We start from the raw sequence: 13,234 nt of genomic DNA, 5'->3' as shown, positions 1-13,234 counted from the left end.
GAATTCTCAAAGCAAGTGCAACGTTTGGTGATGGTAGACTTCCCAAGGGCACTTCCAACCCAGACGCTTACGTGGCCTCAGATTGAGCTCATTATATACTGCCTCAATCTCTCTATCGCTAATCGATGAGAGGTCTGTACCTTTTGGAAAATACTCTCTGATGAGACCGTTGGTATTTTCATTGGTACCTCTTTGCCAGGGATGATGTGGAAGACAGAAGTAGATACTTACTCCAATAGCTTCTTGAAGTTCTGCTGCTCGAGCAAACTCAGATCCACGATCAAGCGTTATGGTTTTTACTACCTCACCTCTCAAAGCTTGCTGTATAGCTACATTGACATCAGCACTAGACCCTGATGCAGCTTTGCCACCAACAAGGTAGCCGCTCATACGGTCAACTTGTGTGACCAGGCGTGGCCCTTTGGCCTTACCGATGACGGTATCACCTTCCCAGTCTCCAATGCGTTGGCGATCTGCAACCTCTTTTGGTCTTTCGACAAGTTCATGAGTTATCCGTATTTTTCCTCTGCGCTCTATGAGGTGTTTTGTATGCCGTCGTTTACCTCGGTGTCTAAGTCTCTACGTACAGACTGTACACCTGGAAGTTCACAGTCTAGTTTTCCGAGTGTATGGCTCTATATATAGTGCTACAGCTGACAGGAGCGTAGGAAAGTTCTAAGTGTAGTCTGCCTGCAATCTGCTCAGGTGAGAAGTGGCGACTACAGATAAGAAAGACAATACGTGCACGAAGGTTTGGATCATCGAGTAGGGTGCGTTTCTTGCAAGCCTGGCGTCGAACATCGGTTTTTCTCTGAGCAGTCGAGGCTCTATAGCACAGATGCGCCACTCCAATGATTGTCCAACCGTTTCTTTTAATCTCTCGTGAAATACTTGATTTGTTTCGTCCGAGCTTACGGGCAATCTGGCTTATACTTTCATGATTTTTCCACCAGACCATAATGTCTTCGCGCTCTTCAATGCTAAGATGGCTATAGTGACCCATGGAAATCCTTTCAATGAACGTTGTCGTAAGCGCCATTGTAGACCCATGGGTCACTACCTTCTATTTTGTTGTTGCACTAGCAATGAGAATTCAAGCCGGAAAAAAGAAGGACGTAGATGCCAGAAGCATCTACGCCCTTCTCGCCCAATAAAGGGGGAGTGGATTACTCTTCAACCTCAAGAAGCTCAATGTTAAAGTTAAGGTCTTTACCAGCCATTGGATGGTTGGTGTCAAAGACAATGGTGGTGCCATCGTTTGAGACTACTGTTGCCATAACAGGATATCCTTCAGGGGTGCCTAGAGTGACCTGCTGACCTGCAACAAGACTCTCCGATCCAGGAAGTTGAGCTACAGGAACAGGCTGTACTGCCTCCTCATGGCGCTCACCATAAGCTTCAGCTGCTGGAATATGGATATCAACAATCTGTCCGATGGTCATATCTTTGACAGCCTTGTCAAAACCAGGAATCATCTGACCAGCCATACAGGTGAATGCTAGCGGCTCATTACGATCGCGGGAAGAGTCAAACTTAGTTCCATCATCAAGGGTACCTACGTAGTGGACTTTTACCTTTTTACCTTCGTTACTCATAAAACTCCAATCGTTAAAAACATATCTTTGGCATTTTACCCAAGAGTGATGTAAATCAACCTTTGAATGATAAAGGTATAAAATACTTTACATTCAGTTTGAAAGGTTTGTAATGGAAGCTCGTTTAGCTCCTCATAATTTTATTGGTGTATTTGACTCGGGCGTTGGTGGCATGAGTGTGCTTAAACACCTTGTTGCCCAAATGCCTCACGAGGAATTTCATTATTTTGGTGATTCTGCATTTGCTCCTTATGGCACTAAGCCAAAAGAGCAGATTGCCCAGCGCTCTGCGGCTATTGCTAAAAAGTTTATCGATGAGGGTGCTAAAGCGCTGGTTATAGCCTGCAATACTGCTACAGCTGCTGCTGCAGATGAGCTGAGGGTAACCTATCCTCATGTACCTATTGTGGGCGTTGAGCCAGCTCTTAAGCCTGCCGTAACTGCATATCCTCATGGAACAGTGGTTGTTCTGGCTACAAAAGCAACGCTCTCTTTGCAGAAGTACCACAACCTTGAGTCGCGCCTGCATCCTTCTGCAAAGGTTATCTCTATTCCAGGAGAAGGCCTGGTGGAGCTTATTGAATCTGGTCAGGCTGATTCAGAACAGATGCATAAACGACTGGCCGAGCTTTTGGGAGATTATGCTGGCCAGGTAGATGCCGTGGTTCTTGGGTGTACCCATTATCCCTTTATCAAGAAGCAAATTAGCTCTGTTTTAGGAGACGTAGAATTTTTTGACGGTGGGGCAGGCGCCGCTCATCAGCTTAAGCGTTTGCTTGGACAGGCAAACTTGCTTGCTTCTGCAGATGCCGCTGCCGACAAGAACAATAGCGCCGTAGAGCCTGATATTTTATTCTCATCAAGCATAGATACTCCCGAAGAATTGAAGTTCTACCAGGAGTTCTTCTCGCAAGATATGTAAGCGTGGTTGGGTAAGCGTATTACTTAAGCTTAGTCTCAAGCCACTTTTTGAGCACTACTGCGTTGTTGTACGTAGTGTCTTTGTCCGAGAAAAGCAGTGTCACGGTAGATTGATCAAGCTTTTTAAGCTGTTCGACAAAGGCGTCTGCGTCAGGATTGCTGTCAAGTTCAGCTGTATAGGTAGACACAAAGCTATCAAAGCGCTCTGGATCGTGGTTGAATGCTTTTCTGCACTCAGTAGTAGGAGCAATAGTTTTAGCCCATTCATCAGCGTGTAGGTTCTCTTTTTTGATACCACGAGGCCACAGTCTATCAACGAGTACGCGATACCCATCGTCAGCTTCTGGTGTGTCGTAAGTTCTCTTAAGTTTGATATTCATTTTTGCTCCCTTCAGCTCATGTACGTTATACCGCAAAATATCTATTCGGTTACAAACTATTTAATAGGACTAGGTATTCATATCCGCATGTTTATGATGAAGTTCATTCTTTAAAACCCACGGAGAAAGGAAAGCCATGGCAAACTCAGTGGAGAAGAAAGACATCGATTGGACAGCACTTGGCTTCGCATATACGCAGTGTGACTACAGCTACGTTGCCCACTACAAAGACGGTGCTTGGGATGAGGGTGGCCTTACCACCGACCACAGCATTACGCTGTCTGAATGCGCAAACATCTTCCATTATTGCCAGGAAGTTTTTGAGGGTTTAAAAGCTTACACCACAGTCTCTGGCGATATTGTCTGCTTCCGTCCAAACCTTAACGCTCAGCGTATGGTTGACTCTGCATCTCGTCTTGTCATGCCACCATTTCCTGAGGATAGATTTGTTGCTGCTGTTAAAGAGGTTGTTTCTGCAAACGCAGCATGGGTTCCACCATTTGGTACGGGCGCTACGCTGTATGTTCGTCCTTTCATGATTGGTACTGGCAATACCGTTGGTGTTAAGCCATCTCCTACCTATGAGTTCCGCATTATGGTCACTCCAGTTGGAGCTTATTACTCTAACGGCGTTGCTCCTGTTGCACTGACCGTTTCTCCTTATGACCGCGCCGCTCCTCACGGAACCGGTAACATCAAGGCTGGCCTTAACTACGCCATGTCTCTGTACCCAACTACCTGGGCACATGAGCAGGGCTTTGCAGACAGTATGTATCTTGACTCTGGCTCTCGTACCTATGTTGAGGAGTCCAGTGGCGCAAACTTCCTCTTTGTTGATAAAGAGGGAACCCTGGTTATTCCACAGTCTTACACAGATTCCATTTTGCCTTCTATTACCCGCCGCTCTTTGGCAACGGTTGCTAAAGACCTGCTTGGTTTGAAGGTTGTTGAGCGTCCTGTCCGCTTTGACGAGCTTGACCAGTTTGTTGAGTGCGGCATGTGCGGTACCGCTGCTGTTATTTCTCCTGTTGGCAAAGTTGTTGACGGCCAGAAAGAGATTGTCTTTGGCGCTGGTATGGAGGCTGTTGGACCAGTTATGTCTAAGCTCCGCAACACGCTGACCAGCATTCAGTCTGGCGAGATTGAGGCTCCAGAGGCAGACTGGATTTGCAAGATTTGCTAAGGCTTGCGTTTTCAACAACGCTTTGCTTTTAATACAAAGGCGAGAAGATCAATCGATCTTCTCGCCTTGTTTTTTATCTGCAAAAGCAGGGTACGTGTGACGGCTATGCCTTTAAGCTTAAGCCTTGTGGGAAGAGCCCAGGTTATCCATGTGGCTTGCAACAATCTGAGTGATTGCTTCCATACCAGGAACGGAAGGCTTCTTTGGATCAAAGTTGCCAGGGTTTTCTGACATGTACTTCATGAAGGCTGCGGTAAAGACCTGGCGGAGCTCGGTTGCGTAGTTAACCTTGCAAATACCGTTCTGAATTGCCTCTGCTACCTGGTCATCTGGAACACCAGAAGTACCGTGAAGAACCAGAGGAATATCAAGGCGCTGACGGATTGCCTTGAGGACGCCCTGCTCAATGTGAGGTGTGCCGTGGTAGACGCCGTGAGCGGTACCAACGCCAACTGCGAGAGAAGTGCAGTTAGTGCGAGCGACAAACTCCTCAGCCTGGTCTGGATCAGTGTAGGGGTTCTCGCCCTCAACAGCTGGGCCATCGTCCTCTTTGCCGCCAACTTTGCCAAGCTCAGCCTCAACAGGAAGGTTGATAGGGCCAGCAAACTTGGTTACGGATGCGGTAAGTGCAATGTTGTCCTCAAATGGAACGTGAGAGCCGTCAATCATGACGGAGGTGTAACCGGCACGAGCTGCCTGGATGCAGCGGTCAAAGCCGTCACCGTGATCTAGGTGAAGAGCAACAGGAACAGTTGCCTCTTCAGCAGCACAACGAACCATGGCAGCAAAGTAATCAAGGCTTGCGTACTTGATGGTGCCAGGAGTGGTCTGAAGAATAACAGGGGAGCGGCGCTCTTCTGCTGCCCTAACAACAGCCATTACAAACTCAAGGTTCTCAACGTTAAAGGCGCCAACAGCATAATGGCCAGCCTGTGCGTCAAGAAGCATCTGCTTAGTAGTAACGAACATCTATTGCTCCTTTCGCCCCAAAGGGCTCTTTGATTGACTGAAAAAATTGTAACGTTTCTCTTACTCTGTTACGTAAGTTTTCTAGAAATAGTTTTGTCTTTGTAACCTTTGGCGAGAAACCCGTCTTGCTGCATATTATTCAGCAATCTTTTTGATTGTGACCTGCTTCTGAATCTTAGTTGCAACATCTAGATCAAAGCGACCGGTACCTGCAGATAAACAACTTGCGGTAGCACATGAAAGCGCAAAGGTAAGACACTCTGAAGTTGGTTTTTGCTGAGCAAGTGCAACAGCAAATGAGCCAACAAGGGTATCTCCTGCACCAACAGAATTGATAGCTTCAATTTTTGGAGGATTTGCTCTAAAGGTTCCTTCATCAGAAACCATGAGCGCACCTTTTGCACCAAGCGAGACAACTACAATTTTAATGCCGCGTTTGTGCAGCTCCTGAGCTGCCTTTATGACCTCGTCTTCTGTAGTTACTTCTCTTCCTAGAAGTTGACCGATTTCATCGGTGTTTGGTTTGATCATGGTAGGAAGGGCATCAATACAGGAGGTGAGCAGTGCACCGGATGCGTCTACAATGCAAGACACGCCCGCAGCCATGGTCTCTTCAATAAGTTCTTTGTAATTTTCGGCAGAAATGCCCTTGGGAACACTGCCATTAAAGGTAACAACTTCGGCTTCGTTGGTAAGCTGGACAAGTTTTGCCTTGAAAGCAAGGAATTCTTCAGGAAGTACAGGCTGTCCAGGCTCTAAGAATTCAGTTGATTGCCCGTTTGGCTCCAGGATATTAATGCATGAGCGAGTTTCTTGCTCAGTATAAATAAAATCACTAGTAATACCATCTTTATGAGCCAGTTCAACAAGGTATCTACCGTTATTGCCTCCTACAAATCCTGTGGCACAAACGGGGTAGTTAAGGGTGGTAATGGCTCGTGAGGCGTTAAGACCCTTGCCGCCCGCGCTGTTATCTACTACCGAGACTCTGTGTACCGTTCCATCTACAACAGGAGAGTCCAGGTAGTACGCTTTATCAATGGATGCATTGAGTGTTACGGTAACAATCACGCATATCACCTCGTCTAAAAGACAGTGCACACAAAGTGCTCAGAGGAAAGCAGGGGCGAGAAACACTATGGAACAGCGCCACTGCAAATGAAATTGAGTTGAATCTATTTAACCAAAGCACCATCAAGAAACTATTCTTTAGATGTTCTAAAAAAAGATACCAGTACATAATTTCTTAATACCAATTTTATTTTCTCATCATATTTGAGCAGGATTTTAGGGTTGTTTACTACATTTATTACGTATAAAGGTGCGTTATAAGAACTTCTCATTTTTCAAGGATAGCTCTAAATTTTTTAGTGCATCGTCACAATTTATCCATATATTTACCTGCGAAAATAACAACGTGTGTACCGTTTGCGGTAAAAATAGTACCGTTAAACCGGCGATTGTTAACGTACACATCTCAAGATGCTCACTAGACTATACTTATGTTAGGTTGTTATCTGGTATCTACCACTTAGAAAGAAGCTTCAACACCCCTAGTTTTCCGCGTAGCTCCCCAGATAGTTTCCAACTCTTTGAAAGGAGTTCGACATGGTAGGTTGCGTTTTAACTGGTCATGGAACTTTTGCAAACGGTCTTGCTGATGCTTTAAAGATGATTGCTGGTGAGCAAGAAGCTTTTGTTCCCGTTCCTTTTATTGAAGCCGGTGCTGCAACATACCCAGAAACTCTTGCTGCAACAATTTCCGATCTTCTTGACACTACTGACGGTGTGTTGGTTTTCTGCGATCTGCTTGGCGGAACACCTTTTAATCAGGCAATGATTATTGCTCAGAGTTATTCAAACGTAGAAGTTGTTACCGGCACAAACCTTCCTATGCTTCTTGAAACACTTGGTAGCCGCATGGCAGATACCTCTCTTGAAGAGCTGGTTGATACTGCTGTTTTAGCTGGTAGCCAGGGAGTTGTTCATAAGCGTCTTGAGCTTGAGGTTGAGCCAGAAGATGACATCTTCGGAGACGATGGTATTTAAGTAGCGTTTTGTTGTTGAGTTAAGGAGATGCACATGGCAAATCTAGCAGAGAACATTCTTGCTTCATCCATTGTTCTTCTCGCGTTCTTGGTAATTTTGGGCCTTGTTTATTCCTTCTTTGTTTGGAGAGCCTCTTCTAAAAAGGCGGGAACAACTTCAGAGTTTCTGAAGAATCTTCATGCAGGTCAGAAAGTTAAGACTAATAGCGGAATGTATGGCGTAGTTAAAAACGTCAAAAAAGAAACAGTAGATGTTGAGTTTGCTCCAAATGTGGTCATCACGTTGGATCGTTGGGCGTTAATCAGCGTTTCCAACAATAAATAAATTTGCAGTAAAACACGCAGCGAAAGTTGCGAGTAGTGCGATGAAAATCGCAGATAGCACGCACAAGTGTGCGCGTAAAGAGAGGAGAACTTGTTATGGGAGAACCAGATATCAAGCTTGCTCGAATCGATAATCGTTTGATTCATGGTCAGGTTGCTACTCAGTGGAACGGCACCCTTGGAACTAACCTCATCCTTGTTGCTAATGATGAGGTTGCAGGAAATAAGATGCGCCAGGGCCTCATGGATATGGCTGCTCCAAGTGGCGTTGCAACCAGGTACTTTACGCTTCAGAAGACTATTGAGGTAATTCATAAGGCTTCTGCAAGCCAGCACATTTTCTTAGTTGCCGAGAATCCAGAGGATGTCCTCACTCTGGTCAAGGGCGGTGTTCCAATCAAAAAAGTGAACATCGGCAATATGCACATGGCTGAGGGAAAGCGACAGGTCGCCACAAGTGTGGCGGTAGACGATAAGGACGTCGCTGCCTTTCGTGAGCTTCAGGAATTGGGGGTGACTCTAGAGATTAGGCGTGTTCCTACGACCCCGGTCGAGGATATCTCAAAGCTATTCGAGTAAGTTTTGCGCGCAACTTCCTGGTAGAGATTACAAAAAGTTGCAATGGTGCAACGTTTCTAGCAGGTTGGCAAAGGTATTCGGATAGTCTGCCGATCATCGTCATCGGTAGTTATGGTGTGTTTGAAAGGAGGAGTTAAGATGGATGTTAGCCCTATTCAGGTGTTATTAATTTTCATCGTTGCGTTTATCGCTGGCATCGATCAGTTTAGTTTCCTCGAGTCTCTTTACCAGCCAATCGTAACTGGTTTTTTGGTTGGTTTGATTCTTGGTGACGTTCAGACTGGTCTCATTGTTGGTGGTACTTATCAGCTTATGACCATCGGCAACATGCCTGTTGGTGGTGCTCAGCCACCTAACGCTGTTATCGGCGGCATTATGTCTGCAGTCTTTGCAATCACTACTAAGCTTGAACCAATGGCTGCTGTAGCTGCAGCAATTCCATTCTCCCTGCTTGGTCAGTATGCAGTAACCATCATCTTTACCATTATGTCCCCTGTAATGGCAACTGCTGATGCATACGCCGAGAAGGCAGATCCTAAGGGAATTGCTCGTATCAACTATGGTGCAATGGCTGCTCTTGGTCTCTTCTTTGGTGTCATTGTTACCCTGTTCTTCCTGGGTGGCGCTGCATTTGGAACTCAGATCACCACGGCAATTCCAAAGTGGCTCATGAATGCACTGTCCGTCGCTGGTGGCATGATGCGCTTCGTCGGCTTCGCAATCCTGCTGAAGGTTATGGTTTCTCGCGAGCTTTGGGGCTTCTTCCTCATGGGCTTTGCAGCTGCAATCGTATTTATCAGCATTCCTGAGCTCTCTGGTCCAGCACTTCTGCTTCTTGCTCTCATCGGCTTTGGTATCGCATTCTGGGATTACCAGCTCCAGACCAAGGTAAAGAATGCTGCTCCTGCTGTTGTTGCTGGAGGTGACTTCGAAGATGGCATTTAATATTCCTGATACCTATCAGAACACCACTCCTGCTGAGCCACTTGATCAGAAGACGCTCAACAAGATGGTGTGGCGTTCCCTGTTCCTGCAGGCTTCCTTCAACTACGAGAGAATGCAGGCAGCTGGTTGGCTTTACGGTATCCTCCCAGGTCTTGAGAAGATTCACGGCGACAACAAGGATGACCTTGCTGCTTCCATGAGTCATAACCTTGAGTTCTACAATACCCACCCATTCCTGGTCACTTTTGTTATGGGTATTGTTCTCTCCCTTGAGCAGAACAAGCTGGATATCCCAACCATTCGTGCAGTCCGCGTTTCTGCAATGGGCCCTCTGGGTGGCATTGGTGACGCACTGTTCTGGTTCACCCTTGTTCCAATTACTGCTGGTATTACCTCTAACATGGCAATTTCCGGCAACGTCTTTGCACCGTTCTTGTTCCTCATCATCTTTAACATCGCGCAGTTTGCTGTACGTTATTGGCTGATGAATCTTTCTTACAAGATGGGTACTGACGCAATTACTCTGCTTACCGAGAACGCAAAAGAGTTCACTCGTGCTGCTTCTATCCTGGGTGTCTTTGTTGTTGGCTGCCTGGTTGTCTGCTATGGCGGAACCAAGCTTGGCGCTGGCGCAAACATCCCTAACGGTGAGACACACAGCGTTGTTCTTTCTCAGGTAACTCTTTCTGATGAGCAGCTTGCTTCTGGTCAGTATGACAAGGCTCTCTTTGCTAAGGGTTCCTATGCTGACTACAAGAAGGACCCTGAGTCCGTTATGTTCATCGGCGGCAAGACTGCTGATGGCAAGGACGGCACCACTGCTATTGCTCCAGTCGGTAACGGCGTTAATCTGGTAACTGTTGGCGAGGAAGTTACTTCTCCTGTCTCTATTGACATTCAGAAGATCCTCGACGGCGTTTGCCCAAAGCTTATCCCATTGGCTCTTACCCTTTGCCTGTATTATCTCATGGCAAAGCGTAACTGGACTCCAATTATGTGCATCTGCCTGCTTCTGGTAATTGCACTTCTTGGTTCTGGCTTTGGCGTTCTCCCATATATTTGGGGTTAAGTAAGTGTGGCGGGTGTCCACTTGTTGGGCACCCGTCTTTTATAGGAGAGTTTGATGGCAGCTTTTATGGGAAGACAACCACTCTACGAGCAGCTAGCAAATATGCTGCGCTATCGTATTGAGAACGAGATGGATCCAGATGATTCACTTCCTTCTGAGCGTGAACTCTCCGATTCCTACGGACTTTCTCGCACCACGGTAAGACTTGCCCTGCAAGAGCTTGAACACATGGGGCTCATTTATCGTCAGCGTGGCCGCGGTACCTTTGTTGCAGACGTCTCTGAACGTGCAACAGACCTTATGGGAGGCTATAGCTTTACTGACCAGCAGCGTCAGTTAGGTCGCGTCCCTAAGACAACTATTCTGGAGTTTGACACTATTGAGGCTAATAAGTTCTTAGCCCAACATATGCACGTTATTCTTGGCGAGAAGCTCTTCCGCATCAAGCGTTTAAGAAGTGCCGATGACGTGCCTATGATGCTGGAAGTAACGTATCTTCCAGTTTCACAGTTTTTCTCGCTTACTGCTCATGATGTTGAGCAAAAATCTCTCTACCAAAATTTTGAAGAAGACTACAACATAAAGATTGGCGTAGCAGAAGAGGAGTTCAAGGCTTCAATTGCTCGCTCAGATGACGCCACTTTATTGCAAATTTCTGAAGGCTCGCCTGTTTTGAGTCTCACACGCACAACCTACAACGACAGAAATATCATTGTTGAGTTCACACTAAGCGTGGCTCGTGCGGATCAGTTTAGATACAAGATTGTACATACACGCAGTTAAATAACTGTGAGAAGGGATATCAATGTTTAAGAAGAGCCAAGAAGAGCTAAAGGCACTAGGCGCTCATATTACAACTGCCGAGATTAAGCAGCAGCCTGAGCTTTGGGAATCTACCTTTGGCATTTATCAGGAGAACCTTTCTGCAATTAAAGAGTTTGTCGAGCGTGCTCGCAATCTTGGCGAGGGTCGTCGTACCCGCGTGGTCTTTACGGGTGCAGGTACCTCGGCATATGTAGGCGATACCATTACTCCGTATCTTCGTTCTCATGGCGAGAAGGGCTCTTTTGAGTTTGCGTCCGTTGCAACTACTGATATTGTTTCTGATCCTTATGGCAGCCTTGATCCAGATGATCCAACGGTCTTGGTTTCTTTTGCACGCTCTGGTAATAGTCCAGAGAGTCTTGCTGCAGTAAATATTGCTCGCAAGATTGTCAAAAATCTTTTGCTCATCAATATTACCTGCGCTCCTGAAGGAAAACTTGCTGTTGAATCCGCGGGTAAAGACGATACATTGCTGCTTCTTATTCCTGGTGCAAATGACCAGGGCTTTGCTATGACCGGCTCTTATAGCTGTATGACACTTCTTGCAACGCTTGTATTTGATAGTACTGATGACTCACAGAAGAAGGCTTGGATTTCTGATGCTGCTGAGCTGGGTAGGCAGGTAATTGAGCGCGAGGAAGAGATTGCTGAGTGGCTCAAGAGCGATTTCAACCGCATTACCTATTTGGGTTCTGGTCCTTTTGTGGGTCTTGCTCATGAGGCTCAGCTCAAGATTTTGGAGCTTGCAGCTGGTATTAATGCAACGTCGTGGGATTCCTCGATGGGATATCGTCACGGACCAAAGTCGTTCGTCGACGAGCACACTCTGGTGTTTGATTTTGTTTCCAATAATCCTTATACGCGTCAATATGATCTGGATATTCTTGACGAGATTAAGGGTGACCAGATTGCTGCTCTGACTATTGGTATTGAGCAAGAGGGGACAACAAACTTTACGGGAAGAACGTTTAGTCTTCCAGTATTCACAGAGCCTCTACCAGCACCTTATTTGGCACTGCCTTTTGTAATGGTTGCTCAAGTGGTGGCACTCTTGAACTCAGTTCGTGTCAATAACAAACCGGACACACCTTCTCCAACTGGTCAGGTTAATCGAGTGGTTAAGGGTGTTACAATTCACTCACTATAGGAATTACTAAGAAGGACGTGCCTATGGCGCGTCCTTTTGAGAATGATTGAGGTACGTATGAGTACATTTGCAGTTAAAGCAGATAAGTTCTTTTTACCAGGAGCAACTTCTGGTCCAGGATATTTGCTCGTAGAAGATGGTGTATTTGGTCATTTCACTAAAGAGAAGCCAGACTGCGAGATTGTTGATCGTACTGGTTCTTGGGTAGCGCCTGGCCTTGTTGATACACATATCCATGGCTTCCTGGACCATGACATCATGGATTGCGATCCTGATGGCGTCATTGAGATTGCCCAGGGTTTGCTCTCTAACGGTGTAACTTCTTGGCTTCCAACAACACTAACCGCAAGCGTTCAGCAGACCGGTGATGCTTGTGAGTCTGTTGCTGATGCAGCAGAGGGAATTGCGGCAAACGGTATTGACGCTGCTCGCATCCAGGGCATCTTCCTAGAGGGACCTTTCTTTACCGAGAAACACAAGGGTGCTCAGAATCCTGCGTACTTCCTTGATCCAGATGTAGAGGTCTTTGATGAGTGGCAGGAGCGTGCCGACGGCTGGATTGCCAAGATTGCTATTGCTCCAGAGCGCGATGGCGCTCCAGAGTTCTGTGCAGAGATGGCAGACCGCGGTGTTCATGTGGCACTTGGTCACTCCGATGCAACGTATGAGGAAGCTCTTGCCTGCGTAAACGCTGGTGCAGACATCTTTGTTCATACCTATAACGGCATGAGCGGTCTTCACCACCGTGAGCCAGGTATGGTTGGCGCTGCAATGACCACCCACGGTACCTATGCAGAGGCTATTTGCGACGGCCATCACCTTAATCCTATTGCTGTTCGCGCTCTGGTAAATGCAAAGGGATATGACCATACCGTTCTTATTACAGACTGCATGCGTGCAGGTGGTATGCCTAATGGACAGTACAAACTAGGCGATTTCCCTGTTGTTGTTGAAGGTGGAACTGCTCGTCTGATGGATGAGTCTCACAGCCTTGCAGGTTCAATCCTTCGTCTGTTTGAAGGCGTGAAGAACGTCTTTGACTGGGGTATTGTATCTGCTGAAGAAGCAGTTCGTATGGCTTCAGAAAACCCAGCTCGTTCCTGTGGTATTGATGATGTTTGTGGCTTCATTCGTCCTGGATATGATGCTGACTTTATTGTTGTTACAAAAGATCTTCAGCTTGAAGAGACGTTCCTTGGAGGAAAGAGCGTTTACAAGGCTTAAGCAGCAGATCTTGAGTAATGCAAAC

Annotated in this window: 17 protein-coding genes; 11 read left to right on the top strand and 6 right to left on the bottom strand. The window is 46.5% G+C overall.

The window, feature by feature from the left end; translation table 11 throughout:
- Window positions 1-6: 6 nt before the first annotated feature.
- Together HMPREF1492_RS07495 and HMPREF1492_RS07840 are read right to left on the bottom strand one after the other, a co-directional pair.
- Window positions 7-519, bottom strand: a complete 513-nt coding sequence (locus tag HMPREF1492_RS07495) for an IS30 family transposase (protein WP_232215565.1) — start codon at window positions 517-519, stop codon at window positions 7-9.
- A 94-nt stretch (window positions 520-613) separates the two neighbouring features.
- Window positions 614-958: a transposase gene (locus HMPREF1492_RS07840; protein ID WP_502685305.1), complete on the bottom strand. Its 345-nt coding sequence runs from the start codon at window positions 956-958 to the stop codon at window positions 614-616.
- Between the two features lie 43 nt (window positions 959-1,001).
- Here HMPREF1492_RS07840 and HMPREF1492_RS07675 point away from each other — a divergent pair, with 43 nt between their 5' ends.
- The gene (locus HMPREF1492_RS07675) at window positions 1,002-1,154 is read left to right on the top strand and encodes a hypothetical protein (protein WP_198014318.1); all 153 of its coding nucleotides are present in this window, start codon (window positions 1,002-1,004) and stop codon (window positions 1,152-1,154) included.
- A 12-nt stretch (window positions 1,155-1,166) separates the two neighbouring features.
- Here HMPREF1492_RS07675 and HMPREF1492_RS00375 read toward each other — a convergent pair whose 3' ends face one another.
- Window positions 1,167-1,595 (bottom strand): FKBP-type peptidyl-prolyl cis-trans isomerase, encoded by a 429-nt coding sequence (locus HMPREF1492_RS00375; RefSeq protein WP_035434838.1) that lies wholly within the window; start codon window positions 1,593-1,595, stop codon window positions 1,167-1,169.
- Between the two features lie 112 nt (window positions 1,596-1,707).
- Between HMPREF1492_RS00375 and murI the strand changes: the two genes are divergently transcribed.
- Complete coding sequence (gene murI / locus HMPREF1492_RS00370) at window positions 1,708-2,517, top strand: glutamate racemase (RefSeq protein WP_035434836.1); 810 nt, start codon at window positions 1,708-1,710, stop codon at window positions 2,515-2,517.
- 19 nt (window positions 2,518-2,536) lie between these two features.
- Here murI and HMPREF1492_RS00365 read toward each other — a convergent pair whose 3' ends face one another.
- The gene (locus HMPREF1492_RS00365; RefSeq protein WP_035434833.1) at window positions 2,537-2,896 is read right to left on the bottom strand and encodes a DUF488 domain-containing protein; all 360 of its coding nucleotides are present in this window, start codon (window positions 2,894-2,896) and stop codon (window positions 2,537-2,539) included.
- A gap of 136 nt (window positions 2,897-3,032) precedes the next feature.
- Here HMPREF1492_RS00365 and HMPREF1492_RS00360 point away from each other — a divergent pair, with 136 nt between their 5' ends.
- Window positions 3,033-4,079, top strand: coding sequence for a branched-chain amino acid aminotransferase (locus HMPREF1492_RS00360; RefSeq protein ID WP_035434831.1), 1,047 nt, complete (start codon window positions 3,033-3,035; stop codon window positions 4,077-4,079).
- 117 nt (window positions 4,080-4,196) lie between these two features.
- Here HMPREF1492_RS00360 and HMPREF1492_RS00355 read toward each other — a convergent pair whose 3' ends face one another.
- Together HMPREF1492_RS00355 and pfkB are read right to left on the bottom strand one after the other, a co-directional pair.
- Window positions 4,197-5,048, bottom strand: coding sequence for a class II fructose-bisphosphate aldolase (locus HMPREF1492_RS00355; RefSeq protein ID WP_035434830.1), 852 nt, complete (start codon window positions 5,046-5,048; stop codon window positions 4,197-4,199).
- Between the two features lie 135 nt (window positions 5,049-5,183).
- The gene (pfkB, locus tag HMPREF1492_RS00350) at window positions 5,184-6,119 is read right to left on the bottom strand and encodes a 1-phosphofructokinase (RefSeq protein ID WP_035434828.1); all 936 of its coding nucleotides are present in this window, start codon (window positions 6,117-6,119) and stop codon (window positions 5,184-5,186) included.
- Window positions 6,120-6,656: 537 nt separating this feature from the next.
- Between pfkB and HMPREF1492_RS00345 the strand changes: the two genes are divergently transcribed.
- The 8 genes from HMPREF1492_RS00345 to nagA all read left to right on the top strand — a co-directional run bounded on the left by HMPREF1492_RS00345 (window position 6,657) and on the right by nagA (window position 13,209).
- Window positions 6,657-7,097 (top strand): PTS sugar transporter subunit IIA, encoded by a 441-nt coding sequence (locus HMPREF1492_RS00345; protein WP_035434826.1) that lies wholly within the window; start codon window positions 6,657-6,659, stop codon window positions 7,095-7,097.
- 33 nt (window positions 7,098-7,130) lie between these two features.
- The gene (yajC, locus tag HMPREF1492_RS00340) at window positions 7,131-7,421 is read left to right on the top strand and encodes a preprotein translocase subunit YajC (RefSeq protein ID WP_035434824.1); all 291 of its coding nucleotides are present in this window, start codon (window positions 7,131-7,133) and stop codon (window positions 7,419-7,421) included.
- 95 nt (window positions 7,422-7,516) lie between these two features.
- A complete protein-coding gene (gene agaV / locus HMPREF1492_RS00335; protein WP_035434823.1) occupies window positions 7,517-7,999 on the top strand; it encodes a PTS N-acetylgalactosamine transporter subunit IIB in 483 nt (160 codons plus the stop codon).
- Window positions 8,000-8,137: 138 nt separating this feature from the next.
- Window positions 8,138-8,944: a PTS mannose/fructose/sorbose/N-acetylgalactosamine transporter subunit IIC gene (locus tag HMPREF1492_RS00330; RefSeq protein ID WP_035434822.1), complete on the top strand. Its 807-nt coding sequence runs from the start codon at window positions 8,138-8,140 to the stop codon at window positions 8,942-8,944.
- On the top strand, window positions 8,934-10,013 hold the full coding sequence (locus HMPREF1492_RS00325; RefSeq protein ID WP_035433152.1) for a PTS system mannose/fructose/sorbose family transporter subunit IID: 1,080 nt from the start codon (window positions 8,934-8,936) through the stop codon (window positions 10,011-10,013). Before HMPREF1492_RS00330 ends, HMPREF1492_RS00325 begins: the two co-directional genes overlap by 11 nt.
- Window positions 10,014-10,067: 54 nt before the next feature.
- Window positions 10,068-10,796 (top strand): GntR family transcriptional regulator, encoded by a 729-nt coding sequence (locus tag HMPREF1492_RS00320; RefSeq protein ID WP_035434820.1) that lies wholly within the window; start codon window positions 10,068-10,070, stop codon window positions 10,794-10,796.
- 22 nt (window positions 10,797-10,818) lie between these two features.
- Complete coding sequence (locus tag HMPREF1492_RS00315; RefSeq protein ID WP_035434818.1) at window positions 10,819-11,985, top strand: SIS domain-containing protein; 1,167 nt, start codon at window positions 10,819-10,821, stop codon at window positions 11,983-11,985.
- A 57-nt stretch (window positions 11,986-12,042) separates the two neighbouring features.
- Window positions 12,043-13,209, top strand: coding sequence for an N-acetylglucosamine-6-phosphate deacetylase (gene nagA / locus HMPREF1492_RS00310; protein ID WP_035434840.1), 1,167 nt, complete (start codon window positions 12,043-12,045; stop codon window positions 13,207-13,209).
- Window positions 13,210-13,234: the final 25 nt, after the last annotated feature.

It is taken from the genome of Atopobium sp. BS2 (assembly GCF_000565075.1).
GTDB lineage: Bacteria > Actinomycetota > Coriobacteriia > Coriobacteriales > Atopobiaceae > Lancefieldella.
This window is presented reverse-complemented; position numbering and strand designations above follow the sequence as displayed.

Bases quoted from the DNA above. Each gene is read 5' to 3' on its own strand.
- HMPREF1492_RS07840 (WP_502685305.1), bottom strand. From the start codon at position 958: ATGGTCTGGTGGAAAAATCATGAAAGTATAAGCCAGATTGCCCGTAAG.
- HMPREF1492_RS07675 (WP_198014318.1), top strand. From the start codon at position 1,002: ATGGAAATCCTTTCAATGAACGTTGTCGTAAGCGCCATTGTAGACCCA.
- HMPREF1492_RS00375 (WP_035434838.1), bottom strand. From the start codon at position 1,595: ATGAGTAACGAAGGTAAAAAGGTAAAAGTCCACTACGTAGGTACCCTT.
- murI (WP_035434836.1), top strand. From the start codon at position 1,708: ATGGAAGCTCGTTTAGCTCCTCATAATTTTATTGGTGTATTTGACTCG.
- HMPREF1492_RS00365 (WP_035434833.1), bottom strand. From the start codon at position 2,896: ATGAATATCAAACTTAAGAGAACTTACGACACACCAGAAGCTGACGAT.
- HMPREF1492_RS00360 (WP_035434831.1), top strand. From the start codon at position 3,033: ATGGCAAACTCAGTGGAGAAGAAAGACATCGATTGGACAGCACTTGGC.
- HMPREF1492_RS00355 (WP_035434830.1), bottom strand. From the start codon at position 5,048: ATGTTCGTTACTACTAAGCAGATGCTTCTTGACGCACAGGCTGGCCAT.
- HMPREF1492_RS00345 (WP_035434826.1), top strand. From the start codon at position 6,657: ATGGTAGGTTGCGTTTTAACTGGTCATGGAACTTTTGCAAACGGTCTT.
- yajC (WP_035434824.1), top strand. From the start codon at position 7,131: ATGGCAAATCTAGCAGAGAACATTCTTGCTTCATCCATTGTTCTTCTC.
- agaV (WP_035434823.1), top strand. From the start codon at position 7,517: ATGGGAGAACCAGATATCAAGCTTGCTCGAATCGATAATCGTTTGATT.
- HMPREF1492_RS00330 (WP_035434822.1), top strand. From the start codon at position 8,138: ATGGATGTTAGCCCTATTCAGGTGTTATTAATTTTCATCGTTGCGTTT.
- HMPREF1492_RS00325 (WP_035433152.1), top strand. From the start codon at position 8,934: ATGGCATTTAATATTCCTGATACCTATCAGAACACCACTCCTGCTGAG.
- HMPREF1492_RS00320 (WP_035434820.1), top strand. From the start codon at position 10,068: ATGGCAGCTTTTATGGGAAGACAACCACTCTACGAGCAGCTAGCAAAT.
- HMPREF1492_RS00315 (WP_035434818.1), top strand. From the start codon at position 10,819: ATGTTTAAGAAGAGCCAAGAAGAGCTAAAGGCACTAGGCGCTCATATT.
- nagA (WP_035434840.1), top strand. From the start codon at position 12,043: ATGAGTACATTTGCAGTTAAAGCAGATAAGTTCTTTTTACCAGGAGCA.